Here is a 21,503-nt window from a genome sequence, read left to right as displayed (position 1 = left end):
GGTTAGTGCACATCAACCCTTACGGCAGCGACAAGGCCTCGCTCGCCGTCGGACTGGTCAACGCCGACCCGGCGATCAGCCCGCCGGAGATGGGTGAGCTGCTGGAGTCCTACAACACCCGCCAGCCCGTGGTCGACGCCGCGCAGACCGCGGATCTCCTCGCGTGGGCGGCGAAACTGCGCGTCGCCTTCGAGGCCGATGACCTCGACGTGCGGATCTCCACGGTCAACCAGCTGCTCGACGAGGCGGCGATCCGGCCGACCATCGCGCGGCACGAGGGCGAGATGACACCGCACCTGCACTACTCCCTGGACACCGACGACGTGGTGAAGCGGGTGAAGGCGCGGACCGCCACCGGACTGGCGCACGTGATCTGCGCGTCCGGTGGCGGGCGGCTGGGGTGCTGCGACCGCGCGGGCTGCACGGTGGTGTTCATCGACACCTCGCGCAACGGCCGCAGGCGGTTCTGCTCGACGCAGTGCGCCAACCGGGTCTACGTCGCCGACCACCGCGCCCGTGCCGGCCTCACCCGAGGCGGCTCCGGAGGATGAGCCGCGCGCCGAGCGCGATCGCCATGCACAGCAACGGAAGCAGGAGCAGCGCGAACGGCAGCGTGACCGCCTCGGAGAGGCCGCCGATCACCGTCGGGCCGAGCAGGAACCCGGGCCAGGCGATGGCCGAGACCGCCGCGATGGACTGCGCGGGATGCCTGCCGGGCAGCTCGGCCGCGCTGGAGAACACCACCGGCACCGCGCACGCCACGCCGAGGCCGAGCGCGGCGAAGCCGAGCAGCGCGGCCCACGGTTGCGCCACCGCGAGACCCACGGCGAAGACCACGGCCGCCAGCGCCGAGAGGCCGCCGACCACCAGGCGCGGGCCGTGCTTGGCGACCCACCGGTCCCCCATCCCCCGGCCCGCGAACATCGCGACCGCGAACACCGAGTAGCCCGCTCCGGCGAAGGACGCCGTCGTGTCCAGCCAGTCGCGCAGGTAGATCGCGGCCCAGTCCGCCGCAGCGCCCTCGCACAGCAGCGCGGCGAACATGAGCGCTCCCAGCGCCAGCAACCGGCCGTCGCGCAACACGTCGCGGGTGCGGACCTTGGGCTGATCGTCGCTCACCTCGGAGTGGTCACCGCTCAGCAGCACCCGGCCGGCCCCGAACACGACAGCGACCAAGAGGGCGCCCAGCACCAGCATCTGCGCCGTCAGACCGATGTTCGCGCCCACTGCGAGCGCTCCCACACCGGCCCCGATGAAACCACCGAGGCTCCAGAACCCGTGGAAGCTGGACATGACCGGTCGGTCGTAGTGCCGCTCCACGAGCACGGCCTGGGCGTTCATCGCCACGTCGAGCGCGCTCTGGAACGCGCCCCACACCATCAGCGCGAGGAACAGCGCGACCCCGGAGTCGGCGAGGCCGAGCAGGAACGACACCCCGCCGTAGCCGACGGCGGTGACCATCATCATCGGTCTGCTGCCCCAGCGGGCGATCATCGGACCGGCGAGCAGGATCGCCAGCAGCGCGCCGAGCGGGGCGCCGAGCAAGAGCACGCCCAGCACGCCGTCTCCCACTCCGAGGCGCTCCTTGACCAGCGGGATGTGCGGCGTCCACGCTGCGAACAGGCCCGCGTGCACGCCGAAGACCACCGAGGTGGCGCGGCGCGCGGCGCGCACCGGGCCGGGCACGGCGAGCGCGGAGTCGGGACTAGGCAAGGTGCACCTCCACACCGGCTTCGCGGAACCGGTCTAGCTGGTCGGATGGCGCGTCCCGGTCGGTGACCAGGACGTCGAGGTCGCTGACCGGGCAGACCCGGCCGAAGGCGATCCGGCCGAGCTTGGCCGAGTCGGTCGCGGCGATCACCCTGGTGGACGCGCGGATCGCGCCCGCCTTCGTCTCGGCGTCAGCGAGGTCGTACGCGGTCACGCCGTCCTCGGCGGTGACCCCGCAGATGCCGAGGACCACGGTGTCGAAGCGCATCCGGTCGAAAGCATGGAGGGTGAGCGGGCCGTGGAAGGTCAGCTCGCGCGGGCGCACCTCACCACCGGGCAGCACGAGCTTGGTGCCCTGGACCTCGCTGACGGCGTTGGCGATGTGCAGCGACAGCGGCAGCACGGTCAGCCTGCGGCCCGCGACCGCACGGGCGACCTCCAGCGTCGTGGTGCCCGCGTCGATCACCACGCTCTCGCCGTCGTCGAGCAGCTCGCCGACCGCCTTGCCGATCCGCTGCTTGGCGTCAACCCGCTGGCGGGTCCGCACACCGTAGGGCGCCTCCTCCCCGCTGAGCGTGCTCACCGCCCCACCCCGGACGCGACGCAGCAGCCCGTCGCGCTCCAGCACGTCCAGGTCGCGGCGGATGGTCATCTCCGAGCAGCCGGTCAGCTCGGCGAGCTCGGCGACCTCCACCCGCTCCCGTTCCCGCAGCGCACCCGCGATCAGTTCATACCGTTGCGCACTCTCCACCTGTTCATACGAACACGGCAGTCGTTCATTCGACAAGCAGGTCCCAGACCAGTTCGGGCCGCTCGTAGTCCACCTTGGGCGGCCTCGGCGGCACGACGCCCACCCGGCGGGCGCCCATGCGCAGGTAGAACCCCTCGGCGGGCGGGTGCGAGACCACGCGCACCGAGGCCAGCCCGAGGTTCCTCGCCTGCTCCAGCATGTGCCGGACCAGCCGCGCCCCCAGCCCGCTCCCCTGTTCGGCGTCGGCGACCAGCAGCAGGTCGAGCTCGGCCGGGTCGGGGACCAGGCTGTAGTACCCGGCCAGCCGCCCGTCCGCATCCTCGGCGAGGAAGCACACCGTGTCCCGCACCTGGTCCTCGGTGAACTCATAACCGTCCAAAATGGACGAATACCGCCCCTGGTAAGCCGACGAGGCGTGCAGCAACGAGGTGATCCCCTCGGCGTCCACCGGCCGCGCGGGCCGAATCCGCATCTCCCTCATCCCCGCACCGTAGAACCACCCCCTGACACCCCACGCAAATGACGCCATTCGCGGGCTTATGGACCTTTTCGAGCGCGCTCAGCGGTCCATAAGCCCGCGAATGGCGGTGGGTTGACAGGGGGTGGCGGAGTGGTTTAGACCACGTGGGAGTCGGAGAGTGCGGAGGTTGGGATGGGATACGCCGGGACGGTGCACGAGCACCTCAGCGCGGTGGAGCGGCACAACGCCGACACCGTGGAACGGGCGATCGACGCGCTGCTGGGCGCGATCACCTCGGACGGGCTGATCGTCACCGCGGGCGCGGGCCACTCGCTGGCGGCCGTCGCCGAGACCTTCTACCGCGCGGGCGGGCTGTCCTGCGTGCGGCCGCTCTACCACCCCGACCTGCTGCCCATGCACGGCGCGAAGTCCAGCACCGATGCCGAGCGGCGGAGCGGCCTCGCCGCCGAGGTGCTGGCAGAGGACCCGCTCGACGAGAACGACGTGCTGATCGTCTTCTCCACCTCGGGTGTGAACCCCTACCCCGTCGAGCTCGCCAAGGCCGGGCGCGCCGCAGGGCTGCCGGTGATCGGCGTGACCTCCGGGCCCGCCAGCGCCGCGGCGCCCAAGCGGGCGGGCACCACGCTGGCCGCCGAGTCCTCGATCGTGCTGGACACCCTGGTCCCGCCGGGCGACGCCGCCCACCCGGCCGCCGCGCCGGTCACCGCGCCGCTGTCCTCGCTGTCCACGATGTTCGTGTGGAACCTGCTGCTCGTCGGACTGCACACGCGGGCCGAACGCGACGGCATCGAGCTGCCGTTGTGGCGCAGCGCCAACACCGAGGGCGGCGACCAGGCCAACAAGGACCTGCTCGCGCACTACGGCAAGCGCGTCCCCAGGCTGGCCTGATCCCCGCGTGACTCCAGGGCCGCGGTCGCCATCTCGTCGAGGATGACGGCCGCGGTCTCCGGCACGTCGGTGTCCAGCACGAGCCGGTCGCCGTCCCGCGTCACCGTGAAGGCGAAGAACGGGCAGCACTCCTCCTCGCGCCGCACCAGGTCGCGCAGCTGCGCCTCGGTCCCCTTGCCCCCGTCGAGCACGAGCCGCAACCGGGTCGGGAGCACCCGCTGGACGTCGACGAGGCTGCGCCGCCACAACGCGCCGAAGTCGTCGAGCGAGTGCGGCAGCGCCGCCGGAACCGCCGCGCCGGAGGCAGGCGCGTCCTGGAACTGCGTGCGGTACAGCTCGGCGTAGCGGCCGTTCGCGGCGAGCAGCTCGTCGTGCGTGCCGCGCTCCACGATCTCCCCCGCCTCCACGACCAGGATCTGGTCGGCGGCGCGGATCGTGGACAGCCGGTGCGCGATCACCAGCGCGGTCCGGCCGGACAACGCCTCGGCCAGCGCCTCCTGCACGGCCGCCTCGGACTCCGAGTCCAGGTGCGCTGTGGCCTCGTCGAGGATCACCACGCGCTGCCGCGCCAGCAGCAGCCTGGCGATGGTCAACCGCTGCCGCTCACCGCCGGAGAGCCGGTAACCCCGTTCTCCCACAACGGTTTCCAGGCCATCCGGCAGGGAGCGCACCAGGTCGGCGAGTCGGGCGCCGCGCAGCGCGTCCCAGATCTCCTCGTCAGTGGCCTCCGGCCGCGCGTAGCGCAGGTTGGCGCCGATGGTGTCGTGGAAGAGGTGCCCGTCCTGGGTGACCACGCCCACGGTCTGCCTGATCGACTCGAACGACAGCTCCCGAACGTCCACATCGGACAGCCGGACCGCGCCGGAGTTCACGTCGTAGAGCCGGGGAACCAGGCTGGCGATGGTGGACTTGCCCGCGCCGGAGGAGCCGACGAGCGCGACGAGCTGACCGGCCTCCGCGCGGAAGCTCAGCCCGTGCAGCACCTCCTCGCCGCCCCGCGTGTCGAGGGTCTTGACCTCTTCGAGGGAGGCGAGGGAGACCTTGTCTGCCGACGGGTAGCCGAAGCGCACGTCCTCGAACTCCACCGACACCGGACCGTCCGGGACCGCCGCGGGATCGGGCTTCTCGGTGATCGCGGGCGGCAGGTCAAGCACCTCGAAGACCCGCTCGAAGGAGACCAGCGCGCTCATCACGTCCACCCGCGCGTTGGCCAGCGCGGTCAGCGGCGTGTAGAGCCGGGTCAGCAGCAGCGCCAGCGACACCACGGTGCCCGCGGCGAGCTGGCCCTCCAGCGCGAGCCAGCCACCGAGGCCGTAGACCAGGGCCAGCGCCAGGCTCGACACCAGCGTCAGCGCGGTGATGAAAACCCGCGTGGTCATGGCGGTGCGGATGCCGATGTCGCGCACGCGAGCCGCCCGCGCGCCGAACTCGTCGGCCTCGTCCTTGGGCCGCCCGAAGAGCTTGACCAGGGTCGCGCCCGGAGCGGAGAACCGCTCGGTCATCTGCGTGGTCATGGTGGCGTTGTGCCCGGCCGCCTCCCGTTGCAGCGCGGCCATCCTGCGGCCCATCCGCCGCGCGGGCAGCACGAAGACCGGCAGCAGCGCGAGCGCGATCACGGTGACCTGCCAGGACAGCGTCAGCATCACGGCGAGCGCCAGCGCGAGCTGGATGACGTTGGCGACCACGCCGGACAACGTGGAGGTGAAGGCCCGCTGCGCGCCGATCACGTCGTTGTTGAGGCGGCTGACCAGGGCGCCGGTGCGGGTCCGCGAGAAGAAGGCGATCGGCATCCGCTGCACGTGGCCGACGACGGCCCGGCGCAGGTCGTAGATCAACCCCTCGCCGATGCGCGAGGACAGCCACCGCTCCAGGAGCCCGACCCCGGCCTCGACCAGCGCCAACGCCGCGATCAGCAGCGCGATGCCGACGACGACGCCGGAGTCCCCTCCACCGCTGATCTCGTTGACCACCCGGCCCGCGAGCACCGGTGTGGCCACCGCGAGGACCGCGGTGACCACCGTGACCGCGAGGAAGGCGATCAGCGTGCGCCGGTGCGGCCGGGCGAAGGAGAGGACACGCTTGAGCGTGCCCTTGCGAATCTTGTTCGGTGCGTCAGCGCTCTCCATGGCGCTGCGCATCAGCATCCACGTTCCGTCCACAGCGGTCCTCCCCCTGGTTGCGACCAGCACAACAGCAGGAGGACCACATGTCTTCCCTGCCGAGGGAAATTCGGTCGGAGAGGAAGGTCAGGCCCCGCCGAGCAACGCGCTCAGCTCGGCGAGCCTGCGCATCTGCGCGGCCCGCTCCGCGGCGAGCTGCTGTTCGGGAACCGGGTTCTCGGCCGCCGAGTCCAGCAGCGCGAGGGTCTCGCGCACCGCGCCCGGCTGCGGGGTGAGCACCGCGGCGACCAGGTTGCCGACCGCGCCGTCGAGCTCGTCGAGTGGCACGACGGAGTTGACCAGACCGATCCGCTCCGCCTCCTCCGCGCCGACCCGACGCCCCGTCAGGCAGATCTCCACCGCCCTGGCGTAGCCGACGCAGCGCACCAGCGGCAGAGTCCCACCGAGGTCGGGCACCAGCCCGAGTCCCGTCTCCGCCATGGCGAACTTCGCGTCGGCCGCGGCGATCCGCAGGTCACAGGCGAGCGCGAGCTGGAAGCCCGCCCCGATCGCGTGGCCCTGCACCCCGGCGACGGTCACCCGCGAGGGATCGCGTAACCAGCTGAACGCCTGCTGGAACTCGGCGATGGCCGCGTCCGCCCGCTCGGCGGGCATGGTCGCGATCGACATGAGCCCCGGGCCCCCGTCACCGGCGTCTGCGGTGAAGAGGCTGCGGTCGAGCCCGGCCGAGAAAGCCCGGCCGGACCCGCGCACCACGACCACCCTGACCTCCGGGGAGAGCGCCTCCCCGATCCCGCGCAGCGCCGCCCACGTGGCGGGCGTCTGCGCGTTGAGCACCTCCGGACGGTGCAGGGTGATGGTTGCCAGAGGGCCGTCCAGCGCGAGCTGGACGCCCCCGGCGTCGAGCAGGCCAGCGTCGACGATCGACACTCGGGCTCCTGTCCGTAACAGTGAGAGAAGGTTGCGCTGCCTTGCGCCGGGCCTACTTCTTCTTGCTCCGCGTGGCGCCACCACGGCCGCGGAGAGTCACCCCCGATTCGCTGAGGACCCGGTGCACGAAGCCGTACGAGCGACCGGTAGATTCGGCGAGGGAGCGGATGCTCGCCCCCTTCTCGTACTTCTTCTTGAGGTCAGCGGCAAGTTTGTCCCGGGCCTGCCCCGTGATCCGGGCGCCCTTCTTCAGGTCAGCCACCTTGTCCCGCCTTCCGTTTGACCAGTGAGGCCGATCATGGCCCCTGTCGCCGCAATGATCGAACACGGAAGCCGCAAATGCCAGGCGATCATGAAAAATCATCGCCACGTGATCGGCGAGTCACGCCCTGTGGATCATTGGAGCGCGCTAAAGGCGGTACCTAGGCCGCTAGTGGTGGTTGCTCAGGCGAGCTGGACCAGCTCAAGGTAATCGGCGGACCAGTGGTCCTCGGTGCCGTCGGGCAGCAGGATCACCCGCTCGGGCTCCAGCGCCTCCACCGCGCCCGGGTCGTGGGTGACCAGCACGACCGCGCCCTCGTAGCTGCGCAGCGCGTCGAGCACCTGCTCGCGGCTGGCCGGGTCGAGGTTGTTGGTCGGCTCGTCCAGCAGCAGCACGTTGGCCGCGCTGGAGACCAGACCGGCCAGCGCCAGCCGGGTCTTCTCCCCGCCGGAGAGCGTGCCCGCGGGCTGGTCCAGCTGCTCGCCGGTGAACAGGAACGCGCCGAGCAGCGTGCGCAGCTGCTGGGCGGGCGCGTCCGGCGCGGCGTGCCGGATGTTCTCCCACACCGAGGCGTCGTGGTCCAGGGTCTCGTGCTCCTGCGCGTAGTAGCCGATGCGCAGCCCGTGACCGGGCACGATGTCACCGGAGTCGGCGGTCTCGGAGCCGCCGAGCAGCCGCAGCAGCGTGGTCTTGCCCGCGCCGTTGAGGCCGAGCACCACCACGCGGGAGCCCCGGTCGATCGCCAGGTCCACGCCCGCGAAGATCTCCAGCGAGCCGTAGGACTTGGACAGGCCCTCGGCCGTCAGCGGGGTCTTGCCGCACGCGGCGGGCTGCGGGAAGCGGATCTTGGCGACCTTGTCGGCCACGCGCTCGTTCTCCAGCCCCGCCAGCAGCTTGTCGGCGCGGCGGGCCATGTTCTGCGCGGCGACCGCCTTGGTGGCCTTCGCCCGCATCTTGTCCGCCTGGGCCTTGAGCGCGCCCGCCTTCTTCTCCGCGTTGGCCCGCTCGCGCTTGCGCCGCTTCTCGTCGGCGGCGCGCGCGTCGAGGTAGCGCTTCCACTCCATGTTGTAGATGTCGACCTCGGCGCGGTTGGCGTCGAGGAACCACACCCTGTTCACCACGTCGGCGAGCAGCTCCACGTCGTGGCTGATCACCACGAGGCCGCCGCTGTGCCCCTTGAGGAAACCGCGCAGCCAGGTGATGGAGTCCGCGTCGAGGTGGTTGGTCGGCTCGTCCAGCAGCAGGATCGTGTCGGACTTGCCGGAACCCGCCTCGGTGGCGGCGAACAGGATGCGGGCCAGCTCCACCCGGCGGCGCTGACCACCGGAGAGCGTGCCGGTCGGCTGGGCCAGGACGCGGTCGGCAAGGCCGAGGTTGGCGCAGATGCGGGCCGCCTCGCTCTCGGCGGCGTAGCCGCCCAGCGCGGCGAAGCGGTCCTCAAGCCTGCCGTACTTGCGCACGGCGGCGTCGCGTTCCTTCTCGTCGACCAGCTCGGCCATGGCGGTCTGGAACTTCTCCATCTCGCGCAGGATCTCGTCCAGCCCGCGCGCGGAGAGCACCCGGTCCTTCGCCGTCATCGACAGGTCGCCTTCGCGCGGGTCCTGCGGCAGGTAGCCGAGCTCACCGGAGCGCAGCACCGAGCCCGCGTACGGCTCGCCCTCGCCCGCGAGCACGCGCAGCGTGGTGGTCTTGCCCGCGCCGTTGCGGCCGACGAGGCCGATCCGGTCGCCGGGCTGCACGCGCAGCGTGGTGTCGGACAGCAGGATGCGGGAGCCGGCGCGCAGCTCCAGGTCCGTGACAGTGATCAAGGAAGAACTCCAGATAATCGCGTGGCGGATGGCAGGCGTCATCTCCCCGCCAACACCATTGGCGGGGTCCACGCGCGGCTAGACCATCAGGACCACGGACCCGAGTTTACGCGAGCCCCGCGACCGCTTTTCCCACCACCCAGGACGACAACCCTGGCTACTCGCGGGTAACCGCCCCTAGAGTGCTGAGTCATGACCACGCCGAACGACTTCGCCGGACGCACCGCGCTGATCACCAGCGGCAGCAGGGGCATCGGGTTCGCCATCGCCGAGGAGCTGCTGTCCAGGGGCGCCTCGGTCACCATCACCGCGCGCAAGGCCGAGGAGCTGAACGCGGCCGCCCAGAAGCTCGCCGCCACGGTGGACGGTGGCGGGGACAGGGTGCTCGCGGTGGTCGCCAACACCGGCTCCGACGAGGCCCGCGCCGAGGCCGTCGGCAAGACCGTCGAGCGGTTCGGCTCGCTGGACGTGCTGGTCAACAACACCGGCATCAACCCGGTGTTCGGCTTCCTGATGGACGCCGACCTCAACGCGGTCCGCAAGATCTTCGACACCAACGTGGTGGGCGCGCTCGGCTTCGTGCAGCAGGCGTGGAAGGCGTGGATGAGCGAGCACGGCGGCGCGGTCGTCAACGTCGCCTCGGTCGCGGGGCTGCGCTCCAGCGGCGTGATCGCGGCCTACGGCGCGAGCAAGGCGGCGATGGTCCGGCTGACCGAGGAGCTGGCCTGGCAGCTCGGCCCGAAGGTCCGGGTCAACGCGGTGGCGCCGGCGGTGGTGAAGACCAAGTTCGCCGAGCACCTCTACACCGGCCGCGAGGAGGACGCCGCGAGCGCGTACCCGCTCAAGCGGCTCGGCGCGCCGGAGGACGTCGCGGGACTGGTGGCGTTCCTGGCCTCGGACGCGGCGGCGTGGATCAGCGGCGAGACCGTGCGCGTGGACGGCGGCCTGCTGGCCACCGGAACCCTGGGATGAGTTGACAGGTCCACGCACTCCCGACATTGTATCGAGCGTTCGGTACAAAGTCGGGAGTGTTCGCCATGCTGAGCTTCGCCTCCTTCCTGGCCGTGCTGGTCGTCGCGCCGATCGCCCTTCTGATCCTGAGAACACCGCTGAGCGGGAGGAAGCTGCTGGCGAACTGGGGTGTCACTGACGCGACCGAGGACGACCGGGCGCTCGCCCACGCGTACCTCAAGCGCCGCCGCCTGCTCATCCTGACGGCGTTGGCGGTGACCGTGGCGCTGTTCGTGGCCACGGGGAGCAAGGTCGACGGCGTCGGCCCGTACCTGCTGTGGGTGATCCTGCCCGCCTCCCTCGCGCTGTTCGCCTCCGAACTGGTGCTCGTCGGGCGCAAACCCGACGGACCCACCCGCCGCGCCTCGCTCACCCCCCGCTCACGCCGCGACTACGTGCCGCGCTGGGCGAACTGGACGCTGCTGGGGTACGCGGTGTCCTCCTTGCCCGCGATCAAGTTCATGTCGCCGTTCCACGAGAGCGTCGAACTGCACCTGGACTTCTGGATCGCACTGGGCATCCTGCTCGGGCTCGGCGCGATCGCGGAGAGCACGATCCGGATCGCGGTCGCCCGCCGACCGGTGGTGGAGTCCCCCGCCGACACGGCGATGCGGGTGCGCAGCGCGCGGTCCATGGCGGGCTTCCAGATCGGCATCACCGGCTTCATGTTCCTGATCACCTGGGCCGGCCTGGGGTTCGCGATGCTGTTCTTCGGCGAGAACCCGGTCATCGGCTGGACCCTGTTCTCGCTGGGGCCGATCGGTTTCGCCGGGGCGCTGACCGCGTGGGGCCTGCTCGCCTCACCGCCGAGGCAGGCCCGGCCGGCGCTCACCCCGGAGCCGACATGAACCTGCTGCTCGAAGTCGACACCGCCAGCGGCCAGCCGCCGTGGCGCCAGGTGCACGACCAGCTCCGCGCGTTGATCACCTCGTCGATGCTGGCGGTGGGTACCCGGCTGCCCACCGTCCGCCAGCTCGCCCGTGATCTGGGTGTGTCGGCGGGGACCGTGGCGCGGGCCTACCGGGAGCTGGAGACGGCCGGGCTGCTGCGCACGGCCGGCCGCAGGGGCACGGTCGTGGCGGAGATCACCGAGGAGTACGTCCCCGCCGAGCTGACCGCACTGGCCAGGGAGTTCGCCGAGGCGGCTCAGCGGATCGGAGTAGACCGGGCGACAGCCGTGTCCGCCGTTACGGCCGCTTGGCGGGTGGGCGCGGACTGAGGCGTGGGTAGCCTCGAACGGGATTCGCCTAGCCACACGGGGGTGTCCGCGTGTCCCGGTTCGATGCCGTGCTGTTCGACTTCTCGGGGACGTTGTTCGACGACGGGAACGTGATGACGCCGTCGGGTTTGCAGTTCCAGGCCGCCGAACGCGGAGTGTTACTCGGCTTCGACGAGGCGTCGTCACTGATCCGAAGAGCCAGACAGCGGGTGGACGGCCCGCGCGGCCTCGCCGAGCGCGAGGGCTGCGACCGCTCGGCCCAGCTGCACCGCGAGGTGTGGACCAGGCTGATGACCGAGTCCTCCAACGGCTTCCGCGACGACGCGGACCCGGGCGTGCTCGGTGAGTCCCTCTACGCCTGCCTCGCCGACCCCGGCTCATGGCCCGCCTACCCCGACACCGCCTCGGTGCTGAAGACCCTGCACGCCGAGGGCCTGAAGCTGGGCGTGGTCAGCAACATCGGCTGGGACATCCGCCCGACGTTCGCCGAGCTGGGCGTGACGGACCTGATCGACTCCTTCGTGCTGTCCTGTGAGCACGACACGGTCAAGCCGGAGCCGGACCTGTTCCGCATCGCCTGCGCGGAGCTGGGCGTCTCCCCCTCCCGCACGCTCTTCGTCGGCGACGACCCGGTGAAGGACGGCGCGGCGGCCCGGGTCGGGCTGGCGGTCTACGTCCTGCCGACCGACCGCCACCGCGACCGCCCCCGGGGCCTGGACGCCGTCCTCTCCCTCGCCGCCTGACTCCCCACGGCGACGTCCCGCACGGCGTGGCTCCTGGGTCGGCGTGGTCCCGCATGGGCTGGCGACGTCCCGCAGCCGCGGCACCACATCGGCTGGCGTCAGCTCCTCATCGGCAGCCGCGGCCCCCGCATGGGCTGGCGTCGGCTCCTCATCGGCCGGCGTGGCCCTTTCATCGGCTGGCGTGGCCCCTGGGTCGGCGTGGCCCCTGGGTCGGCGTGGCCCCTGGGTCGGCGTAGCCCCTGGGTCGGCGTGGCCCCTGGGTCGGCGTAGCCCCTGGGTCGGCGTAGCCCCTGGGTCGGCGTGGCCCCGCATGGGCTGGCGTGGCCCCTGGGCTGGCGTAGCCCTTTCATTGGCTGGCGTGGCCCCTGGGTCGGCGTAGCCCCTGGGTCGGCGTAGCCAGAACTCGCGTTTTGTAGGCATAACGCGAAAGAAAGCGCTCCCAAGTCGCGTTATGCCTACAAAACGCGAAACCCCACCACCGCAGGGGCGGCTTGGTGGACTGGTCTCAGAGCACGCCGGGGCGGATGAGGGTCTTGCCGAGTGGACGCTCGGCGAGGTGGGTGCGGATGGTGTCGGGGAGGGCTTCGAGGGGGATCTCGTCGGTGATCATCCGTTCCACCGGCAGCGTCGCCGGGTCCAGTTCGACCAGTGCCCGGACCGCCGCGCCGAAGTCGTCCTGGACCGTTCCGTAGCTGCCACCGACGCGGACGGGTTTGCCGTCCCACTCCGTGGTCACCAGCAGCTCGCCTCGGCGCACGGTGTCCAGGTCGCAGTCGAGGCCGGGGAGCGCGTCGCCCGGCGCGGTGCCGCCGTAGAGCAGCACCAGGCCACCGGGGACGACCGTGCGCAGTGCTTCGCGCAGCACCTCCGGCAGCACGAAGCTCGTCGCCACGATCGCGACGTCAAAGCCGTCCGTCGGCATCTCCGCCAGCGGGCCGACCGGGGCGTCCAGGACCGCGCGGGAGCGGAGGAACTCCGAGCGGTCCTGGCTGCGGTTGCCGAGGGTCACCTCAGCGCCGAGCGCGTGCGCCAGGCCCGCGATCAGCGCGCCCGCCGTGCCAGCGCCCAGGACGCCGATGCGGAGTCCCGCGAGGTCTTCACCGATGTGGCGGGCCGCGGCACCGAGGCAGTGCTGCGCGCAGGCCAGCGGTTCGGTGAAGACCAGCCTGCGTGCGTCGACGTCGGTTGGCACCACCGGGAACGCCGCGCGGAGCCGGTCGGCGGGGCCGGCCGCCCACATCGTCGTGGCGAAGCCGGTTCCGCGCTCCAGCGGCACGTTCGGGTCGAGGCTGACGCGGGTGCCCGGCGGGAGGTCGCCGAGGGAGGACTCCTCCACGACGGCGACCAGCTCGTGGCCGAACTGGCTGACACCGTGCCGGTTGCCCACGACCTCCTTGAGGTCGGAGCGGCACAGGCCCGCCAGTTCGACCCGGACGCGCACAGCGTGCTCTCCGTTGGGGCGCAACGGTTCCGTGTGCAGCAGCCGGGGGCCGTCCGGCCCCAGTTCCACCCTCACGACACCATGTCCAGCGCCTCGCCGAAGCGGTCCGCGATGAGGTGCGCGTCCTCCGGCGTCAGGACCAGCGGCGGCCGGAGCTCGATCACGTTGCCGAGGCCGTGCTCGGAGACCCGGGTCAGCGCGCCGCGCTCGTGGAGGGCGCGCTGGAACGCGTGGGTCTTCTTCACCGCCTTGCTCCCGTCCGGCTCGACCAGCTCCACGCCGAGCATCAGCCCGACCCCGCGCACGTCGCCGATCACGGGGTTGTCCTCCTGCAGGGCCAGCAGGCGGTCCTTGAGGACCTTGCCGCTCGCGCGCACGTTCTCCAGGAACCCGGGCCGCTGCACGATCTCCAGGGTCTTGACCGCGGCGGCGGAGGAGAGCGTGTGGCCGCCGTAGGTGAAGCCGTGCAGCGAACGGTCGAAGTTCGCCATCCGCTCCTCGGTGAGGATCGCCGCGAGCGGGAGACCGCTGCCGGTCAGTCCTTTTGAGACGGTCATCATGTGCGGATGGACGCCGAAGTGGTCGGCCGCGAACATCTCACCGGTGCGGCCGAAGGAGGTCTGGTTCTCGTCGAAGATCAGGACGATGTCGCGCTCCTCGCAGAACGCCTTCAGGTCCTCGAAGTAGCCCGGCGGCGGGACGATGTTGCCGCCGACGCCGCTGATCGGCTCGATGAGCACGCAGGCCACGCTGCCGGAGCTGGCGTAGTTGATGAAGTCCTCGATCCGGTCCACGCACAGCTTGGCGCAGCTGTCCGGCTTCTGCGCGTAGAAGCAGCGGTAGCAGTACGCGTCCGGCACGTGGGTGACGCCGGGGAACTGGTACGGGAACGGGGCGCGCATGCGGCTGCTGCCGTTGAAGCTCGTCGCCGCCATCGACTGCCCGACCTGGCCGCGGAACGGCACGATGACGTCGCGCTTGCCGGTCAGCAGCTGGGCGATCTTGATCGCGCCCTCGTTCGCGGTGGAGCCGCCGGAGCTGCGCAGGTTCACCCTGGTCAGGTTGGCCGGGCTGATCTTGACCAGCTCCCGCATGACCACGTTCGTCGGCTCGGTCTGGAACGAGGAGCTGGCGAAGACCAGGCTCTCCGTCTGCTCACGCACCGCCGCCATCACCTCGGGGTGGTTGTGCCCCAGGATGAGGTTGAACGTGCCGGACACGCAGTCAAGGTACTCGCGGCCGTCGCTGTCCCACGAGCGAACGCCCTCGCCTCGGACGAGCTTCGCGTCACCGATCGCGTACTGCGCGACCTGGTGCGGTGTAAGGATTTCCTCACTCATCGCGGTCACCGTGGTCGGCGTCGAGCCCGTCGAGCTGCGCGCGCACCCACGCTTCCAGGGTCCACGGCTCCGCCACTTCGCGGCGCCGCTTCGCGGCCTCCGCCCGCTCCTCCTCCGGCGCGGTCAGACCGTCCACAATGGCCTGGGCCTGCTCAACGAGGTCGAAGGGGTTGACCGTCGAGCACACCGGGGCGAGCACCTCGGCGGCGCCGCACATCTCCGACAGGATCACCGGGGCGTTGCGGGTGTTGACCAGCGGCGCCTCGAAGGTGCTGAGGTTCTGACCGTCCACTGTGGAGTTGAACATCAGCAGGTCGGCGCGCTGGAAGCAGGCGACGCTGTGGTCGACCTCGTTGTCGCAGTGGGTGCGCACGGTGTCCGGCCCCAGTTCCGCGTTGGCCTCGGCGACCGCGGCCTCCACCCGGCGCACGTACTCCGCGTTGGCCTCGACGTAGAGCCGGTTGGGGTTCATCCGCACCAGCATCTTCACGCCGCGCAGCCGCTCGTCGGAGCGCACCGCGAGCACGAACGCCCGCACCGCGCGCTCGGCGTTCTTCATCGGGTCGGTGCGTCCACTGTGGACGACGAGCTTGCCGTCGCCGGCCCACTCCGCGACGCCCTCCGGCAGGCGGGGGTTGCGGCCGTGCAGCGTCAGCGGGCTGTAGCCCAGCGGCATCGTGCGCACGCGGGTGCGGCGGCCGTTCCAGTGCACGACGCCGTTGTCCCGGTCGACCCTCGCCTCCGGCAGCAGGTCCGCGACGCAGTCGAGGAAGTTGCGGGTCCAGCGGTCGGCGAAGAAACCGATGGTGGTGGCGGGCAGCATGCCTTCGAGCAGGCCGACGCGCATCTGCCTCGGCAGGATGCGCCAGTAGTCCGGCGACGGCCACGGGATGTGCACGAACAGCAGGATCGGCGCGTCGGGGCGCTGCGCGCGCAGCTTCGCGGGCACTCCGACGAGCTGGTAGTCGTGCACCAGGTAGACCGGGTCCTCGACACCGGCGGAGCTCTTCAGCATGGCGTCGGCGAAGTCGTCGGTGAACTCACCGAAACGCGTCATCGCCTCGTAGGTCTCGGCGCCGAAGGTCGGCGTCCGCCAGCGATCCCAGCCGTAGTTGTTGGCCGCCCACAACAGCTCCGCGGTCAGGAAGTTCTGCACGACGTCGAAGGTGGTGCGGTCGTGCTGGATCAGCCGGACGTTGATCTCGCGGCCGGAGTGCAGGCTCAGCATCAGCCCGTCCGGGTTCTCCTGCGCTGCCCTGCGGTCGTCGTCGGTGTCCGCGCTGGCGATCCAGGACACGTTGAGCACCCCGGCCTGCTCCGCGACCACGTTGCCGGTGCCGCCGGGGGCGAGCCACGGGCGCAGCTCGCCGGTCTCCGGGTCCGGCGCGTAGGTGACAGCGGCGCGCTTGCTGGCCAGGAACAGATGACGAGCGGTCACTGGGTTTCCTCCCCTGTGGCGATGAGCTTGCTGCTGGCCTCGAAGACGTCGGCCGGTTCGAGTCCCCGCAGTTCGGCGATCCCCGAAGCGCGCTCGCTGTGCAGGCACGCGTTGCGGGGTCGGCACGCGTAGGCGGTGCTGTGCTGCGGCGCCGCGCTGACCAGGTCGGGGTCGACGCCGTAGCCGGTGGCGATGTGCCTTGCCCACTCCACCCTGGTCAGCCTGCGCGGGCCGCCGAGGTGCACGACACCGGTGTGCTCGGAGTGCAGCAGCGCGGCCGTCCACGCGGCCACGTCGTCGACCAGCACCGGGCTGTTCCAGTGGTCGCCGGGCACCGCGACCGGCTGCCCCGCGCCGAGCCTCTGCGCGCAGGTGGTGAAGAAGTTCGGGCGCAGCCCCGCGCGGTCCCACCCGTAGACGAGGCTGACCCGCAGCGCGACGGCGTTCCCGGTGGCCAGCAGGCTGTCCTCGGCGGCGAGCTTGACCCGGCCGTAGACGTTGGCGGGCTCGGTCGGCTCGGACTCCGCGCAGCTGTCCTTGCGGCCGGGGAAGACGTTGTCGGTGGAGATCATCAGCGCCCGCCTGCCGCCGAGCGCCTCCGCGAGGTGCCGGGCTCCGCCCTGGTGCGCGGCCATGGCCTGCTCCGGGTTGGCCTCGCACCAGGTGATGTCGGAGGGGCCGTGCACGGTGACCACCGCGTCCGGGGCGGCCTCGGCGACGGCGGCGCGGAGGGACTCCGGCTCGGCGACGTCCACCGGCAACCAGCCGAGGCCTCGGGACTCCGGCGTCGCTGGCCTGCGCCGCGAGCTGAGCACGGCCTGGTGCCCCAGTGCCTGTAACCGCTGACCGACGTGACCCGCCAGATACCCGGCGCCGATCACCAGAACCCGTTCGCCCATCACACTTCCTCCCTAGCGGATTCGCGGCCCGAGTGCGAGTGGCCTCATGCGGCGCGCGCGGGCGCGGGGAGGAGGCGCAGCGTCGCTGCCCCCGCCATCACGACCACCCCGAACAGGGCGACGACCGCCAGCACCGTCGGCAGGCCGAGCCAGCCGGAGAGGGTGCCCACCAGCGGCGGGCTGGACAGGAAGCCCGCGTAGCCCACGGTCGTCACCAGCGAGATCGCCTTCGACCGCTGGTCGTGGCCAACGGCGCGGCCCACCGCGCCCATCAGCGTCGGCACCACCGGGGCCAGGCCGATGCCCGCCACCGCGAAGCCGGCCAGCGTCGTCGCGGGGCTCCACGCGGCCGCGCCGACCAGGAGCCCGATCAGGCCGAGCACCCCGCCGAGCAGCACCAAAGCCCGGTCGCCGACCCGCGCGCCCTGCCACTGCGCCAGCAGCCGTCCCGCGGACAGCCCCGCCATGTACGCCGCGGGCCCGAAGCTGGCCAGCAGCGGCCCCGCCGCGAGCTCCTGCTCCAGGTGGATGGCGCCCCACTGCTCGACGGCGTTCTCCATCAGCAGCACGGTCGCGGCGACGGCCCCGACCAGCAGCAAGGGCGCGTAGAGCTGCCGGGGGCTCGCTCCGGTCTCGGCGGGCTCGGCGCTGTCTTTCCAGCCGTTCGGGTCAACCGCCATGACCGCGCTCAGCGCCACCAGCGCGGTGATGACCACGAGGACCGCGAACGCGGAGGCGCCGAACTCCCGCGCCAGTCCCACGCACGGCGCGGCGACCACCATGGCCAGCGGTGTCGCGGCGTGGACCTTGTTGAACAGCCGCTGGCCGTCACGGGCCTCCCGCGCGGCCATGGTGGCGTTGAGCGCGACCTCGATGGCTCCGCTGGCCCCGCCGACGAGCAGCAGCGACGCGGTGAAGGTGAAGACGGAGCCGGACAACCCGACCAGCAGGCAGCCCAGCGCGAAGACGCCGGTGACCACCGGAAGGGTGTGCTGGGCGAGCTTCTGCGCGATCCGGCCGGTCAGCACCATCGACGGCACCGCGGCCACCGGGACGGCGAACAGCGCCAGCCCGAGCTGCTGGTCGGTCAGCGCCAGGTCCGTCTTGATCTCCGGGATGAGCGCGGCCCAGCCGCCCCAGAAAAGACCCCAGCTCGCGGCCACCGCCAGGAGTCCGAGGACCCCGTTCCCTTGCCGCACAAACACTCCGTCTCGCTCGATCCGCACCCGGTGACCCAGGCCGACGCCCACGATAACGCGCAATCGTTGGCGGACTCGCGCCCGTTCCTCCGGTAGCGTGGCCGACGACGATCCGCCTGCGGGATCGATCATGATGGCGGAGATCGGCGAGACGGGTCAGCAGCGGGGGCGTGCCACGGTGACGTACTGGGCGATCGACGCGGGCGGGAGCGGTACGACCGCCTTGCTGGCGAACGGAACCCGCTGGAAGAGGGGCTCGGTGAACCCGGCGTCGGTGGGCGCGCGGGCCGCGGACGACGACCTGCGCGAGCTGTTCACCGCGATCAGGGTCAGTGCTGCGGAGTCCGGCGATCGGATGACAACCGGATGGCTGGCGACCGCGACGGTGGACGCGGACGCCCCTGACCACGAGCTGGACCGGCTGACCAGGCTGGCGGGGGAGGCCGGGCTGACCGGCACGCTGCTGATCTCCAGGGACGTCGTGCCGCTGCTGGCCGCTCCCCCGCTCAGCGGCAGGGGTGTGGCGGTGGTCTGCGGGACCGGCTCCGGGTTCATCGCCAGCGACGGCGAACGCGAGCCGGTTTCGGTCGGCGGCTGCGAGTACCTGGGCAGCGACGAGGGAAGTGCTTTCGCCATCGGCCTTTCCGGCCTGCGGGCAGGGGTCCGGGGTGTGGACGGCCGCGGCGCGCCGACCGCGCTCAGCGCCGCGCTCGCCGAGCTCGGCGGCGGCTCGGTGCAGGACCTGGCGCGGTCGCTGGCCGCGCGAGCCTTCCCCAAGTCCGCCGTCGCCGCGTTGTCCCCGGTGGTCTGCCGGTGTTGGCTGGACGGGGACGCGGTGGCGGGCGCCGTCGTGGACGGGGCGCTGGCGGACATGCTCGACGGGGTGCGCGCGGCACGGGACCGCGCGGGCCTGACCGGGAGCTGGTCGGCGACGCTGTCCGGCGGGGTGTTCCACGGCTGCCCGGAGTTCGCCGCGGAGCTGAGCGCGCGGATCACCACCGAGCTCGGCGCGCTGCCGCCGACGGTGGTGGCCGATCCGGTGGCGACGGTGCTGGCCGCGTTGCGGCAACACTGCCGACGACCCGCTCGCGGGGTTGAGAACCAGCGCAGCTCGCCGCCCCCCTGGTTCACCGGCCGGTGGGCGTGGACACGATCTCTGGGAGGGGACGGCTGATGGTGCACGGACCTATCCGGCTCGGCCTGTGCCTTGCGGCGTTCGCGCCCGCCGGGCTCGACGGGGCGTTGCGGGCGGCGGGACAGGCCGGGGTCGACGTGGTCGACCTGCCGACCGACAGCACCTTCCGGCTCGTGGACCCCGACCGGCTGGACGACCCGGCGCACCACGCGGAGCTGCGCGCCCGCCTGGGCGCGGCGCACATCCGCGTCGGCTGCGTGAGCAACAGCCGGGACACCCAGCTCGTGCTGGGGCCGCACGGACCGCACACCGATCCGGTGTGCGCGGGGACGGCGGAGGACAAGCGCGAGTACGGGATGCGCGCGGCGCTGGGCACGGTCCGGCTCGCCGCCGGGATCGGGGCGCCGCTGGCGCGGCTGATGCTCGGCGTGCCGGACCTCGCGCGGTGGCTGTCCTGGTGGGGCAGCGACGTCAGCTGGGCGGACAACGTGGCGGCGTGGTGCGACGCGGCGAAACCGGCGCTGGAGCTCGCCTCCGAGCTGGGCGTCCGCGTCGTGGTCGAGCCGCATCCCAAGCAGGTGGCCTACGACCCGGCGAGCGCCCGCGCCCTGCTCGCGGCGGCCGAGGGCGTCGGCCTGTGCGTCGATCCGGCCAACCTCGCCGCCGTCGGCCACGACCCGGTGAACGCGGTGCGCGGCTGGGGAGCGGACCTGGCAGCGGTGCACGCGAAGGACCTCCAGGTCTGGCGGGAGCCCTTCGCCCCGCGCGGCGCCGGCTGGTCGCGCTACGGCCCCGGCCCGGAGATCCGGTTCCGCGCCTTGGGATCCGGCTCGCTGCCGTGGTCGGAGATCGTGGCGGCGCTGCTGGACGAGGACTACCGGGGAGTGATCTACGTGGAGCACGAGGACGCGCTGCTGCCGACGGAGCAGGGTGCGGCGAACTCGCTCGCGGTGCTGCGGCGGCTGCTGCCCTCGGCGAGCGCACAGGGGAGGACCTGGTGAGCCTGGACGGTGTGCGCGGCGGTCTGCTCGCGGGCGGCCTCGGTGAACGGATGGGCCCGCTGACCGCGAGGGTGTGCAAACCCCTTGTGCCGTATGCGGCCTCGTGCCGCCTGGTGGACTTCAGCATGGCCAACTCCGTGCGGTCGGGGCTGCCGGAGGTGGTGCTGCTGTCGCTGCACCGCGAGGCCGACCTGGTCCGGCACCTGTTGACGCACTGGGACTCCTCGCCGACGAGGGTCCACTTCGGACCGCACGACGAGTGGGTGCGGACGCGGGAGTTCGACCTCCTGCCGGAGCGGCCCGCCGAGCGGGGCACCGCCGACGCGCTGCTGTCCAACGCGGAGTACCTGTTCGCCCCTGGCGCCTCGGACGTCCTGGTGCAGCACGCCGACCACGTCTACCTGTTCGACTACGCGCCGATGGTCGCCGCGCACCGGGCTTCCGGCGCGCACTGCACGATCGGCGTGCAGCGCATCGAACGCAAGTACGTCAAGCTCTTCGGGATGGTGGACGTGGACTCCGACCTGCGCGTGCGCGCGCTGGTGGAGAAGCCCGCCGACCCGACGTCCGACCTGATCTTCACCGCGTTCTGCCTGTTCCGGATCGACGCGCTGCAAGAGGTGCTCGCGGGCCTCGTCGCTCGTGGCGAGGACGGGTGGCAGCACGACATCAGCCGCGACGTGCTCCCGGAGATGATCCGCCAGGGCAGACCGGTGTCGGCGTTCCCGGTCGAGGGGTACTGGGCGGACATCGGCACGGTGGACCGCTACCACTCCGAGCAGCTGAAGCTGCTGGCACGGCCGCATCCCATGGACCCGTCGCTGCTGCCGCGCACGCTGTCCCCGTCCGCACCCCAGTACATGTCCGATGTGGACAGTCTGGTCGGGGAAGCGGTTCCGCCCGGCGCGGTGGTGGAGTCCAGCGTGCTCCACCCCGGCTGCGTGGTCGAACCCGGCGCGAAGGTGCTGCGCTCGGTGGTGCTGCCCGGCGCGGTCGTCCCGGCGGGCGTGACCGTGCGCGACAGCATCGTGCTGGCCGACGAGCACCTGCGCTCCGACCGCGAGGGCCTCTCCCCGCTGGCGTAGCACGACGCTGCACGACAAGTTTCCGAAGCGCGAAACTCCTCA

20 protein-coding genes and 1 pseudogene are annotated in these 21,503 nt (G+C 71.9%); 9 read left to right on the top strand and 12 right to left on the bottom strand.

Annotated features, from left to right (window positions below):
- Nucleotides 1–5: 5 nt before the first annotated feature.
- Complete coding sequence (locus tag ACFFQA_RS05635) at nt 6–551, top strand: CGNR zinc finger domain-containing protein (protein WP_377850556.1); 546 nt, start codon at nt 6–8, stop codon at nt 549–551.
- Here the strand turns inward: ACFFQA_RS05635 and ACFFQA_RS05630 are convergent.
- From ACFFQA_RS05630 to ACFFQA_RS05620, 3 genes are read right to left on the bottom strand one after another with little or no spacing between them, the layout of a single operon-like run.
- Complete coding sequence (locus ACFFQA_RS05630; RefSeq protein WP_377850555.1) at nt 526–1,713, bottom strand: MFS transporter; 1,188 nt, start codon at nt 1,711–1,713, stop codon at nt 526–528. The two genes, ACFFQA_RS05635 and ACFFQA_RS05630, sit on opposite strands and share 26 nt — an antisense overlap.
- Nucleotides 1,706–2,461 carry a DeoR/GlpR family DNA-binding transcription regulator gene (locus tag ACFFQA_RS05625; RefSeq protein ID WP_377850554.1) on the bottom strand — a complete coding sequence of 252 codons (756 nt, stop codon included), beginning with the start codon at nt 2,459–2,461 and terminating at the stop codon, nt 1,706–1,708. Before ACFFQA_RS05625 ends, ACFFQA_RS05630 begins: the two co-directional genes overlap by 8 nt.
- A 25-nt stretch (nt 2,462–2,486) precedes the next feature.
- Nucleotides 2,487–2,942 (bottom strand): GNAT family N-acetyltransferase, encoded by a 456-nt coding sequence (locus ACFFQA_RS05620; RefSeq protein WP_377850553.1) that lies wholly within the window; start codon nt 2,940–2,942, stop codon nt 2,487–2,489.
- A 171-nt stretch (nt 2,943–3,113) separates the two neighbouring features.
- Between ACFFQA_RS05620 and ACFFQA_RS05615 the strand changes: the two genes are divergently transcribed.
- Nucleotides 3,114–3,830, top strand: a complete 717-nt coding sequence (locus tag ACFFQA_RS05615; protein ID WP_377850552.1) for a sugar isomerase domain-containing protein — start codon at nt 3,114–3,116, stop codon at nt 3,828–3,830.
- 299 nt (nt 3,831–4,129) lie between these two features.
- On the opposite strand, the pseudogene ACFFQA_RS05610 reads toward ACFFQA_RS05615, so the two are convergent.
- From ACFFQA_RS05610 to ACFFQA_RS05595, 4 genes and pseudogenes are all read right to left on the bottom strand, one after another.
- Nucleotides 4,130–5,989, bottom strand: a pseudogene (locus ACFFQA_RS05610) (ABC transporter ATP-binding protein); the annotation flags it as partial.
- 87 nt (nt 5,990–6,076) lie between these two features.
- The gene (locus ACFFQA_RS05605) at nt 6,077–6,880 is read right to left on the bottom strand and encodes an enoyl-CoA hydratase/isomerase family protein (protein ID WP_377850550.1); all 804 of its coding nucleotides are present in this window, start codon (nt 6,878–6,880) and stop codon (nt 6,077–6,079) included.
- A gap of 52 nt (nt 6,881–6,932) precedes the next feature.
- A complete protein-coding gene (locus tag ACFFQA_RS05600) occupies nt 6,933–7,142 on the bottom strand; it encodes a helix-turn-helix domain-containing protein (protein WP_377850549.1) in 210 nt (69 codons plus the stop codon).
- Between the two features lie 182 nt (nt 7,143–7,324).
- The gene (locus ACFFQA_RS05595; RefSeq protein WP_377850548.1) at nt 7,325–8,950 is read right to left on the bottom strand and encodes an ABC-F family ATP-binding cassette domain-containing protein; all 1,626 of its coding nucleotides are present in this window, start codon (nt 8,948–8,950) and stop codon (nt 7,325–7,327) included.
- A gap of 192 nt (nt 8,951–9,142) precedes the next feature.
- Between ACFFQA_RS05595 and ACFFQA_RS05590 the strand changes: the two genes are divergently transcribed.
- Genes ACFFQA_RS05590 through ACFFQA_RS05575 form a run of 4 tightly spaced genes read left to right on the top strand, consistent with a single transcriptional unit; the run spans nt 9,143 to nt 11,923 of the window.
- Complete coding sequence (locus tag ACFFQA_RS05590) at nt 9,143–9,922, top strand: SDR family oxidoreductase (RefSeq protein ID WP_377850547.1); 780 nt, start codon at nt 9,143–9,145, stop codon at nt 9,920–9,922.
- Between the two features lie 56 nt (nt 9,923–9,978).
- Complete coding sequence (locus tag ACFFQA_RS05585) at nt 9,979–10,809, top strand: hypothetical protein (RefSeq protein ID WP_377850546.1); 831 nt, start codon at nt 9,979–9,981, stop codon at nt 10,807–10,809.
- Complete coding sequence (locus ACFFQA_RS05580) at nt 10,806–11,180, top strand: GntR family transcriptional regulator (protein ID WP_377850544.1); 375 nt, start codon at nt 10,806–10,808, stop codon at nt 11,178–11,180. Before ACFFQA_RS05585 ends, ACFFQA_RS05580 begins: the two co-directional genes overlap by 4 nt.
- Before the next feature lie 50 nt (nt 11,181–11,230).
- The gene (locus ACFFQA_RS05575; RefSeq protein ID WP_377850542.1) at nt 11,231–11,923 is read left to right on the top strand and encodes an HAD family hydrolase; all 693 of its coding nucleotides are present in this window, start codon (nt 11,231–11,233) and stop codon (nt 11,921–11,923) included.
- A gap of 505 nt (nt 11,924–12,428) precedes the next feature.
- Here the strand turns inward: ACFFQA_RS05575 and ACFFQA_RS05570 are convergent.
- From ACFFQA_RS05570 to ACFFQA_RS05550, 5 genes are read right to left on the bottom strand one after another with little or no spacing between them, the layout of a single operon-like run.
- Complete coding sequence (locus ACFFQA_RS05570; protein WP_377850541.1) at nt 12,429–13,439, bottom strand: alcohol dehydrogenase catalytic domain-containing protein; 1,011 nt, start codon at nt 13,437–13,439, stop codon at nt 12,429–12,431.
- Nucleotides 13,436–14,704, bottom strand: a complete 1,269-nt coding sequence (locus tag ACFFQA_RS05565; RefSeq protein WP_377850540.1) for an aspartate aminotransferase family protein — start codon at nt 14,702–14,704, stop codon at nt 13,436–13,438. The genes ACFFQA_RS05570 and ACFFQA_RS05565 overlap by 4 nt, the downstream gene beginning before the upstream one ends.
- Nucleotides 14,697–16,142, bottom strand: a complete 1,446-nt coding sequence (locus ACFFQA_RS05560) for a trehalose-6-phosphate synthase (RefSeq protein WP_377850539.1) — start codon at nt 16,140–16,142, stop codon at nt 14,697–14,699. The genes ACFFQA_RS05565 and ACFFQA_RS05560 overlap by 8 nt, the downstream gene beginning before the upstream one ends.
- A complete protein-coding gene (locus tag ACFFQA_RS05555) occupies nt 16,139–17,041 on the bottom strand; it encodes an SDR family oxidoreductase (RefSeq protein WP_377850538.1) in 903 nt (300 codons plus the stop codon). The genes ACFFQA_RS05560 and ACFFQA_RS05555 overlap by 4 nt, the downstream gene beginning before the upstream one ends.
- A 44-nt stretch (nt 17,042–17,085) precedes the next feature.
- Nucleotides 17,086–18,240, bottom strand: coding sequence for an MFS transporter (locus ACFFQA_RS05550; RefSeq protein WP_377850537.1), 1,155 nt, complete (start codon nt 18,238–18,240; stop codon nt 17,086–17,088).
- A 97-nt stretch (nt 18,241–18,337) separates the two neighbouring features.
- Here ACFFQA_RS05550 and ACFFQA_RS05545 point away from each other — a divergent pair, with 97 nt between their 5' ends.
- The 3 genes from ACFFQA_RS05545 to ACFFQA_RS05535 are packed head-to-tail and all read left to right on the top strand — an operon-like array spanning nt 18,338 to nt 21,461.
- Nucleotides 18,338–19,414 (top strand): BadF/BadG/BcrA/BcrD ATPase family protein, encoded by a 1,077-nt coding sequence (locus ACFFQA_RS05545; protein WP_377850536.1) that lies wholly within the window; start codon nt 18,338–18,340, stop codon nt 19,412–19,414.
- A complete protein-coding gene (locus ACFFQA_RS05540; RefSeq protein WP_377850535.1) occupies nt 19,414–20,376 on the top strand; it encodes a sugar phosphate isomerase/epimerase family protein in 963 nt (320 codons plus the stop codon). Before ACFFQA_RS05545 ends, ACFFQA_RS05540 begins: the two co-directional genes overlap by 1 nt.
- Nucleotides 20,373–21,461, top strand: coding sequence for a sugar phosphate nucleotidyltransferase (locus ACFFQA_RS05535; RefSeq protein ID WP_377850534.1), 1,089 nt, complete (start codon nt 20,373–20,375; stop codon nt 21,459–21,461). The genes ACFFQA_RS05540 and ACFFQA_RS05535 overlap by 4 nt, the downstream gene beginning before the upstream one ends.
- Nucleotides 21,462–21,503: the final 42 nt, after the last annotated feature.

Origin of the sequence: Allokutzneria oryzae, assembly GCF_042429765.1 — a bacterium.
GTDB lineage: Bacteria > Actinomycetota > Actinomycetes > Mycobacteriales > Pseudonocardiaceae > Allokutzneria > Allokutzneria oryzae.
The sequence above is the reverse complement of the archived record's forward strand: the minus strand, read 5'-3'. Positions and strand labels throughout refer to the sequence as shown.